Source organism: Micromonospora salmantinae, from assembly GCF_022230905.1.
Classification (GTDB): Bacteria; Actinomycetota; Actinomycetes; order Mycobacteriales; family Micromonosporaceae; genus Micromonospora; species Micromonospora salmantinae.
The window spans coordinates 397,088-414,739 of sequence record NZ_JAKKFG010000042.1 but is presented as its reverse complement, the minus strand read 5'-3'; the positions used below and the strand labels follow the sequence as shown (position 1 = coordinate 414,739).

At 72.9% G+C, this 17,652-nt stretch carries 20 protein-coding genes; 4 read left to right on the top strand and 16 right to left on the bottom strand.

The genetic code is table 11. The annotated features are described in order from the left end of the window. Nucleotides 1–73 precede the first annotated feature (73 nt). On the top strand, nt 74–1,900 hold the full coding sequence (locus PSH03_RS25795) for an AMP-dependent synthetase/ligase (protein ID WP_210786189.1): 1,827 nt from the start codon (nt 74–76) through the stop codon (nt 1,898–1,900). A gap of 45 nt (nt 1,901–1,945) precedes the next feature. On the opposite strand, the gene PSH03_RS25790 is transcribed toward PSH03_RS25795, so the two are convergent. Both PSH03_RS25790 and yczR read right to left on the bottom strand, forming a co-directional pair. Further along, nucleotides 1,946–3,250 carry a low temperature requirement protein A gene (locus PSH03_RS25790; RefSeq protein ID WP_238690644.1) on the bottom strand — a complete coding sequence of 435 codons (1,305 nt, stop codon included), beginning with the start codon at nt 3,248–3,250 and terminating at the stop codon, nt 1,946–1,948. A 107-nt stretch (nt 3,251–3,357) separates the two neighbouring features. Next, on the bottom strand, nt 3,358–4,812 hold the full coding sequence (gene yczR, locus PSH03_RS25785) for a MocR-like transcription factor YczR (protein ID WP_238690643.1): 1,455 nt from the start codon (nt 4,810–4,812) through the stop codon (nt 3,358–3,360). Between the two features lie 59 nt (nt 4,813–4,871). On the opposite strand from yczR, the gene yczE reads away from it, so the two are divergent. Both yczE and PSH03_RS25775 read left to right on the top strand, forming a co-directional pair. Then, nucleotides 4,872–5,543, top strand: a complete 672-nt coding sequence (gene yczE / locus PSH03_RS25780) for a membrane protein YczE (RefSeq protein ID WP_238690642.1) — start codon at nt 4,872–4,874, stop codon at nt 5,541–5,543. A 101-nt stretch (nt 5,544–5,644) separates the two neighbouring features. Continuing rightward, entirely contained in the window at nt 5,645–6,106 is a 462-nt protein-coding gene (locus PSH03_RS25775; protein WP_210786191.1) for a hypothetical protein, read from the top strand. 5 nt (nt 6,107–6,111) lie between these two features. Here PSH03_RS25775 and hisF read toward each other — a convergent pair whose 3' ends face one another. The 12 genes from hisF to hisD all read right to left on the bottom strand — a co-directional run bounded on the left by hisF (nt 6,112) and on the right by hisD (nt 14,322). Next, nucleotides 6,112–6,879, bottom strand: coding sequence for an imidazole glycerol phosphate synthase subunit HisF (hisF, locus tag PSH03_RS25770; protein ID WP_210786192.1), 768 nt, complete (start codon nt 6,877–6,879; stop codon nt 6,112–6,114). A gap of 73 nt (nt 6,880–6,952) precedes the next feature. Beyond that, entirely contained in the window at nt 6,953–7,948 is a 996-nt protein-coding gene (locus PSH03_RS25765) for an NADP-dependent oxidoreductase (protein WP_238690641.1), read from the bottom strand. A gap of 47 nt (nt 7,949–7,995) precedes the next feature. Continuing rightward, nucleotides 7,996–8,427 carry an organic hydroperoxide resistance protein gene (locus PSH03_RS25760; RefSeq protein ID WP_112668570.1) on the bottom strand — a complete coding sequence of 144 codons (432 nt, stop codon included), beginning with the start codon at nt 8,425–8,427 and terminating at the stop codon, nt 7,996–7,998. Between the two features lie 5 nt (nt 8,428–8,432). Beyond that, on the bottom strand, nt 8,433–8,879 hold the full coding sequence (locus PSH03_RS25755) for a MarR family winged helix-turn-helix transcriptional regulator (protein ID WP_238690640.1): 447 nt from the start codon (nt 8,877–8,879) through the stop codon (nt 8,433–8,435). Between the two features lie 81 nt (nt 8,880–8,960). Then, nucleotides 8,961–9,350: a RidA family protein gene (locus PSH03_RS25750; RefSeq protein WP_112582733.1), complete on the bottom strand. Its 390-nt coding sequence runs from the start codon at nt 9,348–9,350 to the stop codon at nt 8,961–8,963. Continuing rightward, nucleotides 9,347–10,072 carry a bifunctional 1-(5-phosphoribosyl)-5-((5-phosphoribosylamino)methylideneamino)imidazole-4-carboxamide isomerase/phosphoribosylanthranilate isomerase PriA gene (gene priA / locus PSH03_RS25745; protein ID WP_091407754.1) on the bottom strand — a complete coding sequence of 242 codons (726 nt, stop codon included), beginning with the start codon at nt 10,070–10,072 and terminating at the stop codon, nt 9,347–9,349. Before priA ends, PSH03_RS25750 begins: the two co-directional genes overlap by 4 nt. Before the next feature lie 14 nt (nt 10,073–10,086). Next, on the bottom strand, nt 10,087–10,410 hold the full coding sequence (locus tag PSH03_RS25740) for a hypothetical protein (RefSeq protein WP_210786194.1): 324 nt from the start codon (nt 10,408–10,410) through the stop codon (nt 10,087–10,089). A gap of 36 nt (nt 10,411–10,446) precedes the next feature. Beyond that, on the bottom strand, nt 10,447–11,079 hold the full coding sequence (hisH, locus tag PSH03_RS25735) for an imidazole glycerol phosphate synthase subunit HisH (RefSeq protein ID WP_210786195.1): 633 nt from the start codon (nt 11,077–11,079) through the stop codon (nt 10,447–10,449). A 13-nt stretch (nt 11,080–11,092) separates the two neighbouring features. Further along, nucleotides 11,093–11,263 carry a CG2302 family histidine operon protein gene (locus tag PSH03_RS25730; RefSeq protein WP_210786196.1) on the bottom strand — a complete coding sequence of 57 codons (171 nt, stop codon included), beginning with the start codon at nt 11,261–11,263 and terminating at the stop codon, nt 11,093–11,095. A 58-nt stretch (nt 11,264–11,321) separates the two neighbouring features. Beyond that, nucleotides 11,322–11,933, bottom strand: a complete 612-nt coding sequence (gene hisB / locus PSH03_RS25725; RefSeq protein ID WP_030334475.1) for an imidazoleglycerol-phosphate dehydratase HisB — start codon at nt 11,931–11,933, stop codon at nt 11,322–11,324. Continuing rightward, nucleotides 11,930–13,003, bottom strand: a complete 1,074-nt coding sequence (locus PSH03_RS25720) for a histidinol-phosphate transaminase (protein ID WP_238690639.1) — start codon at nt 13,001–13,003, stop codon at nt 11,930–11,932. The genes hisB and PSH03_RS25720 overlap by 4 nt, the downstream gene beginning before the upstream one ends. After that, entirely contained in the window at nt 13,000–14,322 is a 1,323-nt protein-coding gene (hisD, locus tag PSH03_RS25715; protein WP_238690638.1) for a histidinol dehydrogenase, read from the bottom strand. The genes PSH03_RS25720 and hisD overlap by 4 nt, the downstream gene beginning before the upstream one ends. A gap of 106 nt (nt 14,323–14,428) precedes the next feature. Here hisD and PSH03_RS25710 point away from each other — a divergent pair, with 106 nt between their 5' ends. After that, the gene (locus tag PSH03_RS25710) at nt 14,429–15,136 is read left to right on the top strand and encodes an LON peptidase substrate-binding domain-containing protein (RefSeq protein WP_210786199.1); all 708 of its coding nucleotides are present in this window, start codon (nt 14,429–14,431) and stop codon (nt 15,134–15,136) included. Here PSH03_RS25710 and PSH03_RS25705 read toward each other — a convergent pair. Then, the gene (locus PSH03_RS25705; protein ID WP_210786200.1) at nt 15,051–15,881 is read right to left on the bottom strand and encodes a DUF2567 domain-containing protein; all 831 of its coding nucleotides are present in this window, start codon (nt 15,879–15,881) and stop codon (nt 15,051–15,053) included. The genes PSH03_RS25710 and PSH03_RS25705 overlap by 86 nt on opposite strands. Before the next feature lie 56 nt (nt 15,882–15,937). After that, nucleotides 15,938–17,623, bottom strand: coding sequence for a MinD/ParA family ATP-binding protein (locus tag PSH03_RS25700; RefSeq protein WP_441005699.1), 1,686 nt, complete (start codon nt 17,621–17,623; stop codon nt 15,938–15,940). Between the last annotated feature and the right edge of the window lie 29 nt (nt 17,624–17,652).

Here is a 17,652-nt window from a genome sequence, read left to right as displayed (position 1 = left end):
ACAGGCAATACTCTTCGGTAACCATCATGACGTGACAACCGTCACGCCACCACCCCCGAAGGCGGCTACAGCGATGGCTCTCGATGTACCGTACCGCTCCATCCCGGACATGTTCCTCAAGCGCGTGGCGGCCACCCCCGACCGGTTCGCGTTCGCGTCCCCGAACCCCGACGACTCGGGGCCCGTCTGGCTGACCTGGGCGCAGGTCGGCCAGCGCGCCAAGGCGGTCGCCGCCGGCCTGCACGGCCTGGGCGTCGGCCAGGAGGACCCGGTGGCGATCCTCGCCAACACCCGGCTGGAATGGGTGATCGCCGACCTCGGCATCATGTGCGCCGGCGGCGCGACCACCACCGTCTACCCGACCACCGAGCCGGCCGACGCGACGTACATCATCGCCGACTCCGGGTCGAAGGTGCTGTTCGCGGAGAACCCGGCCCAGGCCGCGAAGATCGCGGGGGCGTCCCTGCCCGCGCTCACCCACGTGGTGCTCCTGGACGGCGCCGTCGACCCGAACGCCGCGATCGCGCAGTTGACGCTCACCGACCTGGAGGAGCGCGGCACCCAGGCGCTGGCCGCCGAGCCGGAGCTGATCGACATGCTGGTGGCCGGCATCGGCCCGGACCACCTGGCCACCCTGATCTACACCTCCGGCACCACCGGCCAGCCCAAGGGCGTCGAGCTGCTGCACGGCGGCTGGTGCTGGGAGGCAGTGGCGCAGGCCGACGTCGGGCTGCTGCGCGACGACGACCTTCAGTACCTGTGGCTGCCGCTGGCCCACTCGTTCGGCAAGACCCTGCTCTGCGGCGCCATCCACGTCGGCCTGCCCACCTACGTCGACGGGCGGGTGGACAAGCTGGTCGACCTTCTCTCGGTCATCCGTCCGACGCTGATGTGCGGCGCTCCCCGGGTGTTCGAGAAGGTCTACAACAAGGCCGTGACCACCGCGCAGGGCGCCGGCGGCGCGAAGGCGAAGATCTTCGGCTGGGCCGTCGGCGTCGGCAAGGAGAAGGTCACCCTGGAGCAGGCCGGCAAGCCGGTGCCGGCCGGGCTGAAGCTGCGCTATGGGCTGGCCGAGAAGCTGGTGTTCAGCAAGCTCCAGGCCCGCCTGGGCGGCCGGATGCGGGTGCTGGTGTCCGGCGCCGCGCCGCTCAGCCCGGAGATCGCCACCTTCTTCGCCGCCGCGAACCTGCCGATCTCCGAGGGCTACGGCCTGACCGAGACCAGCGCCGGCAATTTCGTCAACCCCCCGGCCGGGCTGCGGATCGGCACGGTGGGCCGGGCGATGGGCGACCTGGAGTGCAAGATCGACACCGACGGGGAGATCCTGGTGCGGGGTCGGCCGGTGATGCGCGGTTACCACAACCTGCCGGAGGAGACCGCCGCCTCGTTCACCGAGGACGGCTTCTTCCGTACCGGTGATATCGGCACCCTGGACGAGCAGGGCTACCTCCGCATCACCGACCGCAAGAAGGACCTGGTCAAGACCTCGGGCGGCAAGTACATCGCGCCGTCGCACATCGAGGGCATGTTCAAGGCCATCTGCCCGTACACCTCGCAGGCGGTCGTCGTCGGTCAGGCCCGCAACTTCTGCACGATGCTGGTCACTCTGGACCCGGACGCCATCCGGGGCTGGGTCGCCGGCGGCCCGCTCGAAGGACGCAGCTACACCGAGATCGTCGCGTCGGCTGAGGCCCAGACGATGGTCGAGGAGTACGTCGCCCAGCTCAACGCCAAGCTCAACCGCTGGGAGACGATCAAGAAGGTGGCCATCCTGCCTCGCGACCTGACGATCGAGGACGGCGAGATCACCCCGTCGTTGAAGATCAAGCGGCGTGGGGTGGAGAGCAACTTCTCCGCCGAGATCGACAAGATGTACGCCGGCACCCTCGCCGAACTCTGAGCCCGCCGAGGGTCCCGTGCCGGCGAGGAAGCCGGCACGGGGCCCTCACAGGTGGTGACCCCGCCACCTCGTGTGTTCCTCTTCCGCGGCGAGCTGCTCCTCGAGCGCCATCTGCCGGACCCCGGCCCGACGCCGCGAGTCGACGACCGTCTGCCCGGCCACGGCCAGCGTCGTGGCCAGGGCCAACATGCCCAACGCGATCAGCTCGGGTAGCGACCCGGCAACCGGCACCAGCGCAATCAGCAGCAGGATCCCGCCGATGGTGGGCCAGCGGGGGACGCCGAGCATCAACCGGCCGAGCACGATGAGCGCGAGCAGGTAGAGCGCGACCCCACCGTGGAGCGCCAGCAGGTCGAAGCTCGGCAGCGGAACGCCCCAGGTCGGTGTGCTGGGATCGGCGCCTTCGTGGATCAGCTCCTTGAGCCCGAGCGCGAACAGGATGACGCCGGCGATGACCGGCAGGTGCAGGTAGCTGTAGGCGTTGCGGGCCAGGACGGCGCGCGCGCCCGGGTCGCGGGTGCGGTGCAGGGTCTGTTCCATGCCGAGCGCCAGGGTGTCGAAGTACGCCCACCACATCGCGGCGGCCACCGCGATGCCGAGCACCGCCGCGAACAGCACCGGCCAGGTCAGCGGCAGACCCGCGGTCGCGTTGGGGCTGAACCCGAGCGCGATGATCGCCTCGCCGAGGGCGACCAGGACGATCTGACCGTGCCGCTCCGCCCAGTGCCCGGCGGAGAGCACAGTCCACCCGGTGCCCCGCAGCGCCAGTCCGGCCCCGTACTCCACGCCAATGGCCGCGAGCCAGCACAGCAGGCGGGCCACCGACTCGGCTGTTCCGTCGAAGAGCCGCTGTGGCAGCAGCCCGGCGACCACGATGAGGCCCGTGGCCACGAACGCCGGCAGGGCGAGCAGCTGCCAGCGTCGACGCACGTCGCGGTTGCGGCGGCCGATCCACAGGAAGATCACACTCTCGCTCACCCGGACCAGGAAGTAGCAGGTCGCGAAGACCAGCGGACCGAACACTCCACCGGGGCGGTCGACGAACGCCTTCGGCAGACTCAGCGCCAGCACGAAGGCGGCGGCGATGGTGACGAAGCCGACCGCCGGGACGATCCCCTGGTCGGTGCGGATCAGATTGCCCAGCACGGCGAACCCCGACCAGCACCACCAGAGCAGGGCCAGCAGCACCAGGCACCGGACCAGGCCACGGGCGGTCGGATTGCCGGCGGTGGCCGTGGTGACGTGCAGGAACGCGAAGACGAAGACCAGGTCGTAGAAGAGTTCCAGCGGGGTCGCCCGCGAGCCCGGCGCACTCCGGCGGACCCCACGAGTACCGCCACCCTGGCCCACCAGGAGAGTGTGGCAGCCGGGCTAGCGCAAATGGCACATTCCCGTCATTGTCGCGCCGGTGGTGCCGGCGGATCCGCGACGATGCCGATGGTTGCTTCGGCGCCGGCTCAGGCGATGACGGCCGGCTCGCGCCACCGCTGGCGGCCGGCGCGGTCCAGGTCGTAGCGGATCGCCGCGATCCGCCCGACGGCCTCCACGAGGTCCGCCGCGGGCAGGGTGAAGGGCAGCCGCAGGAAACGCTCCAGAGTGCCGTCCAGGCCGAACCGGGGGCCAGGGGCCAGCCGTACGCCGACCTCCTCCGCGGCCCGGGCCAGCGCGCTCGAGACCGGGCCGTCCAACTCGGCCCAGAGCGTCACGCCACCCCGTGGCACTGTGACCCGCCACTCCGGCAGTTGGTGCGCCAGCGCGCCGAGCAGGGCGTCCCGTTGGACGGCCAACTGGACGCGGCGGTCGGCGACGATGGCTTCGGCGTCGGCGAGCAGGTGCACCGCTACCAGTTGGTCGAGCACCGGGCTGGCCATGTCGACCCCTACCCGCACGGCGGCCAGCCGCTGCACCTGCGGCGCGGACGCGCGCACCCAGCCGATCCGCAGGCCACCCCAGTAGGGCTTGCTCATCCCGCCGATGCTGACCACCCGGCTGTGCCGGTCGTAGGTGGCGACCGGGGGTGGCACCTCGGTGCCGTCCATCGACAGGTCCACGAAGGACTCGTCGATGATCAGATCGGTGCCGACCGCGTGCGCGGCGGCCACCACCCGCTCGCGCAGCGAGGCGGGCATCAGGTGCCCCGTCGGGTTCTGGAACTCCGGAATCAGGTAGGCCAGCTTGGGTCGGGTCTGTCGGAGACTGCCCAGCAGCAGGTCGGGCTCCCAGCCGGCGTCGGAGGCCAGCCCGTGGGTGCTGATCCGGGCCCGCCGGCCGGCCAGCGCGGCGAGGGCATTGGGGTAGGTCGGGGACTCGACCAGCACGGTGCCGCCCGGGGCGAGGGCGAGCCGCAGCACCAGATCCAGTGCGTGCTGGGTGCCGCTGGTGACCATGATCTGGTCGGCCGAGGTGGGCAGACCCCGGGCGGTGTACGCGTCGGCCACCGCCTCGCGCAGCTCGATGATGCCGGTCGGGTGGTAACCGGCCCCGCTCAGGTAGCGGGGCAGGTCCTCGGCGGCGGCCCGCGCGGCCGACAGCAGCTGCGGCGGGGCGGCCAGCGCGGCGACGCCGAGGTCGAGCATCTCCCGGTCGTCCAGCGGGGTCCACAGGCCGGTGCTGGCCACCCGGTGGTTGCCGGGCAGCATCGTCCAGCTACCGGCGCCCCGCCGGCTGGCCAGGTGCCCGCTCTCGCGTAGCTGCCGGTAGGCGGCGGTGACAGTGGTCCGGCTGATCCGCAGCGCCTCAGCCAGCTCCCGTTCGGCCGGGAGGCGGACGCCCAGCGGCAGCCGGCCGTCGGCGAGCAGCCCGCGTACCGAGCCGGCCAGCGCGGCGTAGTCGGGGCTGCGGCGGCGGCCCGGCAGAGCATGCCACTGCCCGAGCAGACGGGCCAATTGGACGCCGCGCACCTGCCCTGTCATAGCCACTCCTCGAATATTGGCTTCTTCCTCGACGAGGATTGGCACCTAGGGTGGCATGCATGGCACTGCTTGGCAATCTGCGGCACCGGCCGGTTCGACGGTTGGTCCAGCTCTACCTCGGGCTCACGCTCTACGGCGTCAGCATGGCCCTGATGATCCGCTCCGACCTGGGCCTCGACCCGTGGGACGTGTTCCACCAGGGGCTCTCCGAGCTGACCGGGCTCTCCTTCGGCACAGTCACCATCGCCGTCGGCGCACTGGTCCTGCTGCTCTGGATCCCGCTGCGGCAGCGGCCCGGCCTCGGCACTGTCAGCAACGTCGTGGTGATCGGCCTGGTCGTGGACGCCACATTGGCCCTGCTGCCCGCGGGTGGCCCGTTCAGCGTCCGGATCGCGATGCTGATCAGCGGGATCGTCGCCAACGGCGCGGCCACCGCTCTCTACCTCGGTGCCCGGCTGGGGCCCGGCCCCCGCGACGGCCTGATGACCGGGTACGTGGCCCGCCGGCCCGGCCGGTCGATCCGACTGGTGCGCACCGTCATCGAGGTCACCGTGCTGGCGCTGGGCGCGCTGCTCGGCGGCACTGTCGGCGTGGGAACCGTCGCGTACGCGCTGGCCATCGGCCCGTTGGCCCAGTTCTTCATCCCGCTGTTCGCCGTGCCGGAGGACACCGCGCCGGACAGCGCCGCGCCCCCGCCGGGCAACCCCGCGCCGGTCACCCCGGCCGGCTGAACCCTCACCGACCGTCCGCGAACCGGTACGTGGTGGTGGTGCCGGGCACCGGTTCGTGGGTGGGTGTTCCCTTCCGCGACGCGCGCCGTCATCATCTCTGCATGGGGGAGAACGGTTGGCGCTGGAACGACGCCTGGATCTTCGTGTCGCTCGTCATCGCGAGCGGGGCCGGACGGCACCGTCGGTCGGCGACAAGCCGGCGGCCGGAGGGCGTCCGCCTGACCGACGTGCTCTCCACCGCCGACCACCTCAACCACGCGATCCCGCAGCGACACGAGGTGGAGGCCGCGGTCCAGCGGCTGGTCGGCGCCGGGCTGATCAGCGTCGCCGACGGCTGGTTCCGGATCACCGCCGAGGGTGAGCAGCTGTGGCGTACCCGGCCGCGCGCGGGTGTGGCGACCATGGTGGACACCGTGCAGGGTGTGTTGACCCGCCGGCACGCGCCCGGCAGGGCGGACTGGATCCTGGACGAAGCCGACCACGCGGCTGCCGTTCAGGAGTACGCGGTCCGTTCGATTCCCACCCCGCGTCGGTCACCGGAGGGGCACTCCGGCGAGCGCTGAGCTGCTCAGCGCACCGGATGGCCGCCGAGGCGCAGCGCGTCCTTGACCTCGGCGACGGTCAGCTCGCCGAAGTGGAAGACGCTGGCGGCGAGCACCGCGTCCGCGCCGGCACCGATCGCTGGCGGGAAGTGGGCCACCTCGCCGGCGCCCCCACTGGCCACCACCGGCACGTCCACCACCGCGCGCACCGCGGCGATCAGTTCCAGGTCGAAGCCCGCCTTGGTGCCGTCGGCGTCCATCGAGTTGAGCAGGATCTCCCCGGCGCCCAGCTCGGCCCCTCGGTGCGCCCACCACACGGCGTCGATGCCGGTGCCGCGCCGACCCCCGTGGGTGGTGACCTCGAACCCGCTGGGGGTGATGTCGGTCGGGGCCCGGCGCACGTCGAGGGAGAGCACGAGCACCTGCCGGCCGAACCGGTCGGCGATCTCGGCGATCAGCTCCGGACGGGCTATGGCGGCGGTGTTCACGCCGACCTTGTCCGCACCGGCGCGCAGCAGCGTGTCCACGTCGGCGACCTGCCGGACCCCGCCGCCGACGGTCAGCGGGATGAACACCGACTCGGCGGTGCGGCGCACCACGTCGAGCATGGTGCCCCGGTCGCTGGAGGACGCCGTGACGTCGAGGAAGGTCAACTCGTCAGCGCCGGCCCGGTCGTACGCGGCGGCCAGCTCCACCGGGTCGCCGGCGTCCCGCAGGTCGAGGAAGTTGACCCCCTTGACCACCCGCCCGGCGTCCACGTCCAGACAGGGGATCACCCGTACCGCCACCGTCATGCCGCGAGCCTATCCTCCGCACCCGGCACGGCGGTCGACCCGACCGGGTCGACCGCCGTGAGAGAGGTCTGCGTCACACCTTGACGAGCATCTTGCCGAGGTTGTCGCCGCGCAGCAGGCCGAGGAACGCGGCCGGGGCGTTCTCGATGCCGTCCACGATCGTCTCGTCGTAGGACAGTGTGCCGTCGCGCAGCCAGCCCGAGACGTCGCGCACGAACGCCGCCCGCACGTCGTTGTGGTCGTTGACCAGGAAGCCGCGCAGGGTGAGCCGCTTGCCGATGACCAGCGCCAGGTTGCGCGGGGCGGCCGGCGGCTCGGTGGCGTTGTACTGCGCGATCATGCCGCAGATGGCGGCCCGGCCGTGCAGGTTCATGGCCAAGATCGCGGCCTCCAGGTGGTCACCGCCGACGTTGTCGAAGTAGACGTCGACGCCGTCCGGGGCGGCCGCCCGCAGCGACTCACGGACCCCGTCGTGGTAGTCGAATGCGGCGTCGAAGCCCAGCGCCCGCAGCCGCTCGACCTTGGCCGGCGAGCCGGCACTGCCGATCACCCGGCCGGCGCCCTTGAGCTTGGCGATCTGGCCGACCAGGCTGCCCACCGCGCCGGCCGCGGCGGAGACGAAGACCGTCTCGCCGGGCTTCATCGCGGCCACCTCCAGCAGACCGGCGTACGCGGTCAACCCGGTCATGCCGAGCACGCTCAGGTACGCGCTGACCGGGGCGACGCTCGGGTCGACGGGGCGGGCCGCGGCGGCGTCGAGCAGCGCGTACTCCCGCCAGCCCAGCCCGTGCAGGACTGTGGTCCCGACGGCGATGTCCACCGCCTCGCTGGCCACCACCTCGCCGATCGCGGCACCGTCGAGCGGCGCGTCGAGCGCGAACGGCGGCACGTACGACTTGACGTCGTTCATCCGTCCGCGCATGTACGGGTCGACGGACATGTACTGGTTGCGGACCACGATCTGGCCCGGTCCGGGCGTCGGAACCTCGGTCTCGACGAGCCGGAAGGTGTCTTCGGTGGGCCAGCCCTGAGGGCGGCTGGCCAGGTGGATCTCGCGGTTGCTGGTCACGGCGTGGTCGTCCTCTCGTCCGCGGATGGGGGCCTGGGGCCGCGAGGTCACGCGGACAGGGTCTCGCGGACGGTCAGGGTGACGTCGACGTTGCCACGGGTGGCGTTGGAGTACGGGCAGACCTGGTGGGCCTGCTCGACGATCTGCTCGGCGACCTCGCGGGGCGCGGCGGGCAGGTCGACGACGAGCTGCACGGTGAGCCCGAAGCCGCCGCTGCCGTTCGGGCCGATGCCCACCTCGGCGCCGACCACGGAACCGGTCACGTCGGCCTTGGCCCGGCGGGCCACCAGCCGCAGGGCGCTGTGGAAGCAGGCCGCGTAACCGGCGGCGAAGAGCTGCTCGGGGTTGGCCGCGCCACCGGCGCCGCCCATCTCCTTCGGCACGGCCAGGTCGAGTGCGAACGTGCCGTCGGAGGTCTCGACGTGGCCGTCCCGGCCGTCGCCGGTGGCGGTCGCGGACGCGGTGTAGACAACCTGCATGGTGGTCACTGCTCCTTCTGTCGGTGGATGGTGTCGGTGACCCGGGTGAGGGTGTCGCGCAGCGCGACGAGTTCGTCGAAGCTCAGCCCGGTGGCCTGCGCGATCCGCAGCGGGACGTCGCAGACCCGCTCGCGCAGCGCCCGGCCCTGTTCGGTGAGGCCCACCTCGACCCGCCGCTCGTCGCGGGCCGAGCGCCGCCGCACCACCAGGCCCGCCCCCTCCAGCCGCTTGAGCAGCGGGGAGAGCGTGCCGGAGTCCAGCCGCAGCTCGGTGCCCAACTCGGACACCGTGGGGGCGTCGTCGGGACGCTCCCAGAGCACCAGCAGCGCCAGGTACTGCGGGTAGGTCAACCCGACCTCGTCGAGGATCGGCCGGTAGACGTCGGTCAGTGCGCGCGACGCGGCGTAGAGCGCGAAGCACACCTGCCGGCGCAGCACCAGGTCATCGGTCACCGCTGAACCGTAGCCCACAATTAAGTTGTGCACAATTTATCTGGCCACGGGGCGGCCCGGCAGGCCGCCCGGGCGGGGACCTCAGCGATCGCCGAGGTACGCCTCCAACTCCACCTCGACCAGGTGCTCCGGGTCCAACAGACCGGCCACCACCACCAGGGTGGCCGCCGGCCGGACGGCGCCGAACACCGCGTTGTGCGCCCGGCCCACCTCGTCGGCGTGCAGCCGGTCCGTCACGTACATCCTGGTCCGGACCACATCGCCCGGCTCCGCACCCACCTCGGCGAGCGCGGCCAACCCGATCCGCAGCGCCTGCGCGGTCTGCGCTGCCGCGTCACCGACGTGCACCACCCGGCCGTCCACAGTCGCCGTGCAACCAGCCGTCCAGGCCCGCTCACCGGCCCGGACCACCCGGGAGTACCCGTAGCGCTGCTCCCACGGGCCGCCCGACCCCAGCCGGGTCGTCGTCACGCCTCAGCCAGCGTCCGCAGCGCCTCGGCCACCGTGAAGGCACCCGCGTAGAGCGCCTTGCCGGCGATCACGCCCTCCACCCCGGCCGACTCCAGGGTCGCCAACGCCCGCAGGTCGTCCAGGGTGGACACCCCACCCGAGGCGATCACCGGCCGGTCCGTACGGGCACACACCTCGCGCAGCAGATCCAGGTTCGGCCCGCGCATCGTGCCGTCCTTGGTGATGTCGGTGACCACGTACCGACTCGCGCCCGCCTTGTCCAGCCGCTCCAGCACCTCGTACAGGTCACCACCGTCACGGGTCCAACCCCGCGCCGACAGGGTGTGACCCCGTACGTCCAGCCCGATGGCCACCCGGTCGCCGTACTCCGCGACCACCCGGTCACACCAGACCGGGTCCTCCAGGGCGGCGGTCCCGATGTTCACCCGGGCCGCGCCGGTGCCCAGCGCCGCACGCAGCGACTCGTCGTCCCGGATGCCCCCGGAGAGCTCCACCTTCACGTCCAACTGCCGCACCACCTCCGCGAGCAGGTGCGCGTTGGTGCCCCGACCGAACGCCGCGTCCAGGTCGACCAGGTGGATCCACTCCGCGCCGTCCTGCTGCCAGGCCAGCGCCGCGTCCAACGGGTCGCCGTAGATGCTCTCGCTTCCAACGGCGCCCTGCACGAGCCGGACGGCCCGGCCGTCAGCGACATCCACGGCGGGTAACAGGGTGAGGCTCAAGGTCTTCTCCTCGATCAGGTACGACGGTCCAGGGCGATCACCACGATCGCCGGCAGTACGAGCAGCAAGAGCACGATCAGCGCGATACGCAACGCCAGGTTGTCGACGAACGTCCAGATCAGGAGCAACGCCGCGCCGGTGAGCAGCACGATCGCGGCCCGCTCGCCCCGAGTGTGCCGGGCCAGCCGCCCGGAGCGACCCCGCCGCAGCCGCGGCGTCAAGTTGCGGACCACAGCGCGACGGCGTTGCCGCCGGGCGACCTGGCGCTGCCGGACCGCCCGTTCCCGGGCCTGCTCCGCCTCCCGCTCCGCCCGCCGGCGGGCACGCTCCCGGCTCACCGCGACGCCCGCCGCTCGGGCACCGCGCGACGGCGCTCAGTCACCGCTGGGCAACGTGGCGAGCCAGTTGCGCAGCAGCGCGGCACCGGTGTCGGCGGACTTCTCCGGGTGGAACTGGGCCGCCGACAACGAGCCCCGCTCCACAGCCGCGACGAAATCCGAGTCGTGGTGGGCGGTGGTCACCGTGGCACCGGCAGCGGCCAGCGCCGCCGGGTCGCCCATCGCGTACGAGTGGACGAAGTAGAACCGGCTCTGCTCCGCCAACCCGGCGAACAGCACCGACTCCCGCGGAGCGCGGACCGTGTTCCAGCCCATGTGCGGCAACCGGGTGGCGGCCAGCCGGGTCACCCCGCCGGGCAGCAGCCCCAGCCCCTTGGTCACCACTCCGTGCTCGTCACCGTGCTCGAAGAGCACCTGCATGCCCACGCAGATGCCGAGCACCGGCCGTCCGGCTGCCACCCGTTCGGCGATCACCGGGCCCGCGCCCAGCGCCTCGATCCCCGCCATGCACGCCGCGTACGCGCCCACACCCGGCACCACCAGACCATCGGCGGCAGCCGCCGCGGCCAGGTCGTCGGTCACCCGGACGTCCGCTCCGGCGGCGGCCAGCGCCCGCTCCGCCGAGCGCAGGTTGCCCGAGCCGTAGTCGAGCACCACCACGTCACTCATGTCGTCACCCCGATCACCCGTTCTCCGGCAGCAGCCGCAGCACCCCGGCGGCGGTGGCGAGCACCGCGAGCGCCGCGGTGATCAGCACGGCGGCCTTCGGCGCGCCCTGCCGGTAGAGCGACCAGGTGCCGCCAACCAGCACCCCGGCCAGGATCAGCAACAACGTCGGCAACGCGGCACCCATCAGAGCTGCCTTTCATTCGCGGCTGCGGGGCTCCGCTGCGCCGCACTCCTCGCGCTCATCAGAGCGCGCCCTTCGTGCTCGGGATCGCTCCGGCGGAACGCGGGTCGATCGAGGTGGCCTCGCGCAACGCGCGGGAGACCGCCTTGAACTGCGCCTCCACCACGTGGTGCGCGTCCGGGTGGCCACCCGGTCGGGCCGCCCGCAGCACGTCGACGTGCAGCGTGACCCGGGCCGCCTGGCCGAAGGACTCCCAGATGTGCCGGGTCATGCTGGTCGCGTACACCGGCCCGATGTACGGGGCGAGCACCGGCTCGTCGTGCACCACGTACGGCCGACCGGAGAGGTCCACCGCGGCCCGGACCAGCACCTCGTCCATCGGCACTGTCGCCGAGCCGTACCGCCGGATGCCGGCCTTGTCGCCCAGCGCCTGGTCGAACGCCGCACCCAGGGCGAGCGCGGTGTCCTCGATCGTGTGGTGCGCGTCGATCTCCAGGTCACCCACTGTGCGCACGGTCAGGTCGAAGCCGCCGTGCCGGGCGATCTGGTGCAGCATGTGGTCGTAGAAGCCGACGCCGGTGCTGATCTCGGCGGCACCGGTGCCGTCGAGATCGATCTCGACGAGGACCTTGGTCTCCTTGGTGATCCGTTCCACCCGGGCGGTCCGACTCATTGCGAAGTCTCCATTGCAGAAAGAAAGGCGTCGGTCTCGGCGGCGGTGCCGGCGGTCACCCGCAGCCAGCCGGGCAGGCCGACGTCACGGACCAGCACACCCTGCGCCAGCAGGGCGTTCCAGACGATTGTCTGGTCGCCGCCCACCTCGAAGAGCACGAAGTTGGCGTCGCTGTCGGCGACCCGCAACCCCCGCTCGCGCAGCGTCGCCACGATCCGGTCCCGCTGCGCCATGATCGCGCTCACCGTACCGAGAAGGGCGTCGCGGTGGGCCACCGCCGCGCGTGCCGCGGCCTGGGTGAGCGCGGAGAGATGGTACGGCAAACGGACGAGCTGCACCGCCCGCACGACCGCCGGGTCGGCGGCCAGGTAGCCCAGCCGGCCACCGGCGAAGCCGAACGCCTTGCTCATCGTCCGGGTGACCACCAGCCGCGGGTGGCCGGGCAGCACCGCGAGGGCGCTGATCGTCCCGGGTCGGGCGAACTCGGCGTACGCCTCGTCGACGACCACCATGCCGGGCGCGACGTCGAGCACCGCGGCGATCACCGCCGGGTCCAGTGCGGTGCCGGTGGGGTTGTTCGGCGAGCAGAGGAAGACCACGTCCGGCCGGTGCTCGCGGACCTGGGCGACCGCCTCCTCGGCGGTCAACCCGAAGTCGACGCCGCGCGCGGCGGGCACCCACCGGGTGCCGGTGCCGAGGGCCAGCAGCGGGTGCATCGAGTACGCCGGAACGAAGCCGAGCGCGGTGCGCCCCGGCCCGCCGAACGCCTGGAGCAGCTGCTGCTGGATCTCGTTGGAGCCGTTGGCAGCCCACACCTGGTCGACGGTGAGCCCGTGCCCGAGATATTCGGCGAGGTCGGCGCGGAGCGCCACAGCGTCCCGGTCCGGGTAGCGGTTCAGCTCGCGCAGCTCGGCCGCGAGCGCCTTGCCGATCGCCTCGACCACCGGCTCCGGCACCGGGTGGGAATTCTCGTTGGTGTTGAGCCGCACCGGCACGTCCAACTGCGGCGCCCCGTACGGCGACAGCCCCCGCAGGTCGGCCCGGATCGGCAGATCGTCCAGGCTGGTCACGCCGCCCCTCCCGGGAAACGGGCCTGGACCGCCTGGCCGTGCGCCGGCAGGTCCTCCACGTTGGCCAGGGTGACCACGTGCGGGGCCACGTCACGCAGCGCGGCCTCGGTGTATTCGATCAGGTGCACGCCGCGCAGGAACGACTGCACGGACAGGCCGGAGGAGTGCCGGGCACAGCCGCCGGTGGGCAGCACGTGGTTGGAGCCCGCGCAGTAGTCGCCGAGCGACACCGGCGACCAGGCGCCCACGAAGATCGCCCCGGCGTTGCGGACCCGCAGCGCCCACTCCCGGGCGTCGACCGTCTGGATCTCCAGGTGCTCGGCCGCGTACGCGTCGACCACCCGAAGCCCGGCCTCGAGGTCGTCGACCAGGACCACGCCACTCTGCTCACCGGTCAGCGCCGTGGTGACCCGCTCGGTGTGCTTGGTCGCCGGCACCTGCCGGGCCAACTCCGCCTCGACCGCCTCGACCAGCGCCACCGACGGGGTGACCAGCACGCTCGCGGCGAGCGGGTCGTGCTCGGCCTGACTGATCAGGTCGGCGGCCACGTGCGCCGCGTCGGCGGTGTCGTCGGCCAGGATGGCGATCTCGGTCGGCCCGGCCTCGGCGTCGATGCCGACAACGCCGCGCAGCAGCCGCTTGGCGGCGGTCACCCAGATGTTGCCGGGGCCGGTGATCAGGTCGACGGGGTCGCACCGCAGCTCACCCGCCGGGTCCACCGCCGCGCCGTACGCCAGCATCGCCACCGCGTGGGCCCCGCCCACGGCGTACACCTCGTCGACGCCGAGCAGCGCGCACGCGGCGAGCACCCGGGCATCGGGCAGGCCGCCGTTGTCCTTCTGCGGCGGGCTGACCACCACCAGCGAGCGCACCCCGGCCGCCTGGGCGGGCACCACGTTCATCACCACTGTCGACGGGTACATCGCCAGGCCACCGGGCACGTAGAGGCCGACCCGGTCGACCGGCAGCCACCGCTCGGTGACGGTGCCGCCGGGCACCACCTTCGTGGTGTGGTCGGTGCGCCGCTGGTCGGCGTGCACCCGGCGGGCCCGGGCGATGGACTCCAGCAGCGCGGCACGCACCGCCGGGTCGAGCACCCCCTCCGCCTCGGTGATCGCCTCGACCGGCACCCGCAGCACCTCCGGGGAGATGCCGTCGAACCGTTCGCTTGCCTCCCGGATCGCTGGGTACCCATGCTCACGGACCGCCTCCACCAGGGGCCGGATGCGCTCGACGGCGACGGACACGTCGAGCTGGGCACGGGGCAGCAGGCGGCGCGGGTCACCGAGACCGTCGCGCAGGTCGATCCGATTCAGCACCCTTGCGAGTCTAGGCGGCCGGCCCGACGTCCACCCGGGCCGCCCGTCCGCCGGGACGGTGAGCCGGGCCACGCCCCCGGTGCCGAGATTGGTTAGGCTCGACCATGTGACCGCACGGCTGCCGGTTTTCCCGCTCGCAACGGTGCTCTTTCCCGGGTTGGTGCTGCCGCTGCACATCTTCGAGGAGCGCTACCGGGCGCTGGTCCGGCACCTGGTCGGCCTGCCCGACGGCGCCCCGCGCGAGTTCGGCGTGGTGGCCATCCAGGCCGGCTGGGAGGTCGCGCCCGCCGGTCCCGCCGGCGCCCCGGCCAGGTCGAGCGTCGGCGAGGTGACGCTGCACGAGGTGGGCTGCACCGCCGAGCTGCGCCAGGTGACCGAGTTGACCGACGGTGGCTTCGACATCGTCACGGTCGGCCGCCGCCGGTTCCGCATCGCCGAGGTCGACGACAGCGCCGAGCCCTACCTGACCGCCGACGTCGAGTGGCTGCCCGACCCGGGCGGCCCGGACGAGGTGGCCGATCTGCTGGCCGCCCGGGTGATCGCGGTGTTCCGGCAGTACCTCGGCCTGATCCGCTCCGACCCGGAGGAGATCTCCGAGCAGTTGCCGGAGGACCCGACTGTGCTCTCGCACCTGGTGGCGGCGACCGCGGCGCTCACCGTCGACGACCGGCAACGGCTGCTGGCGATCGACGACACCGCCTCCCGGCTCCGCGCCGAGCTGCGGTTGCTCAACCGCGAGGCGGCTCTGCTGCGTCAGGTGCGGGCGGTTCCGGTGCCGTTGTCGGAGCTGGCGTCCCCGCCGACACCCAACTGAACTCCCCCGGCTCGGGCTCCGGGCGTAGCCCCGGCCACCGCGACCAGCCGGCCAGCAGGGTGTACATGACCGCGGCCCCGAACGCCGGCAGCAGCAGGTTGCCGTGCGGCACCGGCAGCACGCCGAGCAGCCAGTCCACTCCACCGGCCCGCAGGTCGGCGGGTTTGCTGAATGCCTGCCCGGCCGGGGCGGTCGCCAGCAGCCGGTCGAAGGTGGCCAGACCGATCCGCCGTCCCACCTGCCAGGCCACCGGCGCGGCGACCAGGGTGCCGAGCACCGCGGCGAGCAACCCGACCGGGCCGCGCCGTCGACGCAGCACGAACCACAGGGTGAGTGCCACGAGCAGCCCGAAGGCAAGCCCGAGCAGGCTGAACCAGCCGTCGGCGGCGATCGGCTGCTCCGGTTGCGGCTCGGCGTAGATCGCCCCCTCGGCGGTCTTGAGCACCGGGGTGTCCGGCGCGAGCGCGGCCCAGAGCAGCCCGAGGGGAACACCCAGTGCGGCGAGCGCGAGCACGGCGCCCAGGACCGTCGCCAGGGCACGCATCGGACGACGCGGTTCGTCGAACCGAAGCTCCAACGAGCTCTGGTACGCCGCCGAGGCCGGCAGGTGGCCCGGACCGAACTCGTCCGGCGCGGTCCCGGCCGACGGGTCGACCTCCGGCGGTTTCGCCTCCGGCGTACGGGGTGGCGCGGGTTGGTCGGGCTCGTCGACTGGCCGCTCACGGTCGGGGTTGTCCGGGCTCACCCGATGATCCTCTCAGGCCCGGTGCGTGGCCGGGGCTCCGGTGGCGGCAGACCAGCTCACCGGGCGAACGGCTCCACCATCATCGCCGCGGCCCGCAACCATGCCTGCCGGGTCTCCGGTTGGAGCTGGTGGTACTCGATCGACGACCCGGTCTCCAGAGCCGGGTCGTACGGCACGACGGCCACGCCCCGGGTACGGGTGGCGAAGTGCCGCTCCAGGTCGTCCTGGAGCGTCGAGCGACCCGGGGTCGGGCAGGAGATGAGGGTGATCGCGTTGTCCGCCAACTCGCCCATGCCCTCCTCGTGCAGCAGGTCGAGCATCCAGTCCGCGCTGAACGCCGCGTCCTCCCGGGGCACTGTGGTCACCACCAGCTGGTCGGCGGCCTGCATCACAGTGCGCCAGTTGGGGCTCTCCACGTTGTTGCCGGTGTCCACGCAGACCACGTCGTGGGTGCGGCGCAGCAGCTCCAGCACCCGGCGGACGGTGAACTGGTCCAGGCGCTGGGCGAAGCGCGGGCTCTCCTCGCCGGCCAGCACGTCGTACGAGCCGTCGGAGGCGTGCCGCAGGTAGTCGTCCAGCCGGTCCAGCAGGGTCGCGCCCTCCAGGATCTCGATCTGGGCCAGGTCGCTGATCAGGTGCCGGATCGTCCGGGCGTGCCGGGCGCTGCCGGCGCGTAGGCCGAGGGTGCCACGCAGCTCGTTGTCGTCCCAGGCCAGCACACCCTTGCCGCGGACGCTGCCGACCGTCGCGGCGGCGAGCACTGTGGCTGTCGTCTTGTGCACCCCGCCCTTGGGGTTGGCGAAGGCGAACACCCGGGGCGTGCCCAGGTCCCGTTGGAGCACACCGTTGGCGCGCTCCTGCTCCTGGTCGACGGCCGGTGGGCGCCATTCGATCCGGGCCGGGTAGGCACGTTCGGCGACCGCCGAGCCGACCGCCGGGGCGGGTGGCGGCGGGACGGGCGGCGTGACTGGCACGGCGACCGGCGGCGCGGGCGGTGGGGCGACCGGCGCGGGCGGTGGCGGGGCGGCCGGGTAGCCGGTCTCCGGCTGGTAGCCGGTCTCCAGCAGGGCGTACCGCGACTCCGCCGGCGGGTCGCCCGGTCGGTAGCCGTTGTCCAGCAACGCGTAGCGCGACGGAACCGGGTCGGGGCCGCGTGCCGGCGGCTCGGGCTCGGCCCGGTACGTCGGCTCGGCGCGGTAGTCCGGCTCGGCCCGATAACCGGGGTCGGCCCGGTAGTCCGGCTCGGCCCGGTAGCCGGGAGTGGCGAGGTAGTCCGGCTCAGCGCGGTAGCCCGGCTCGGCACGGTAACCGGGGTCGGCCCGGTAGCCCGGCTCGGTGCGGTGGTCCGGCTGCTCGGTCCGGTACGCCGGCTCCGCTCGATAGTCCGGCTCGGCCCGATAACCCGGCTCGGTCCGGTACGCGGGCTCGGCCCGGTAGTCCGGCTCGGCCCGGTACGCGGGGTCGGCCCGGTACGCGGGGTCGACCCGGTAGGTCGCCTCGGCCCGGTAACCAGGCTCCGCGCCGTACGACAGGTCGGCCGGATGCCCGATGGCGGGTGCCCGCCCGGCGTAGCCGTTGGGGGCCGCACGCCGGGGCAGTGGGTCCGGCGGCGGTTCCTCGCCGCGCCGCTCCGGCTCGGTCTGCTCCGCGCCGCGACCGCCCAGCCGGGCACGGTCCAACAGCGCGCGCCACCGCGGCGCTGGTTCGGCCGGCCGGCCCCAGCCGGTCTCACTGCCCTCCACGGCCCGCCCTCCCAGCGCCATCGATCTCT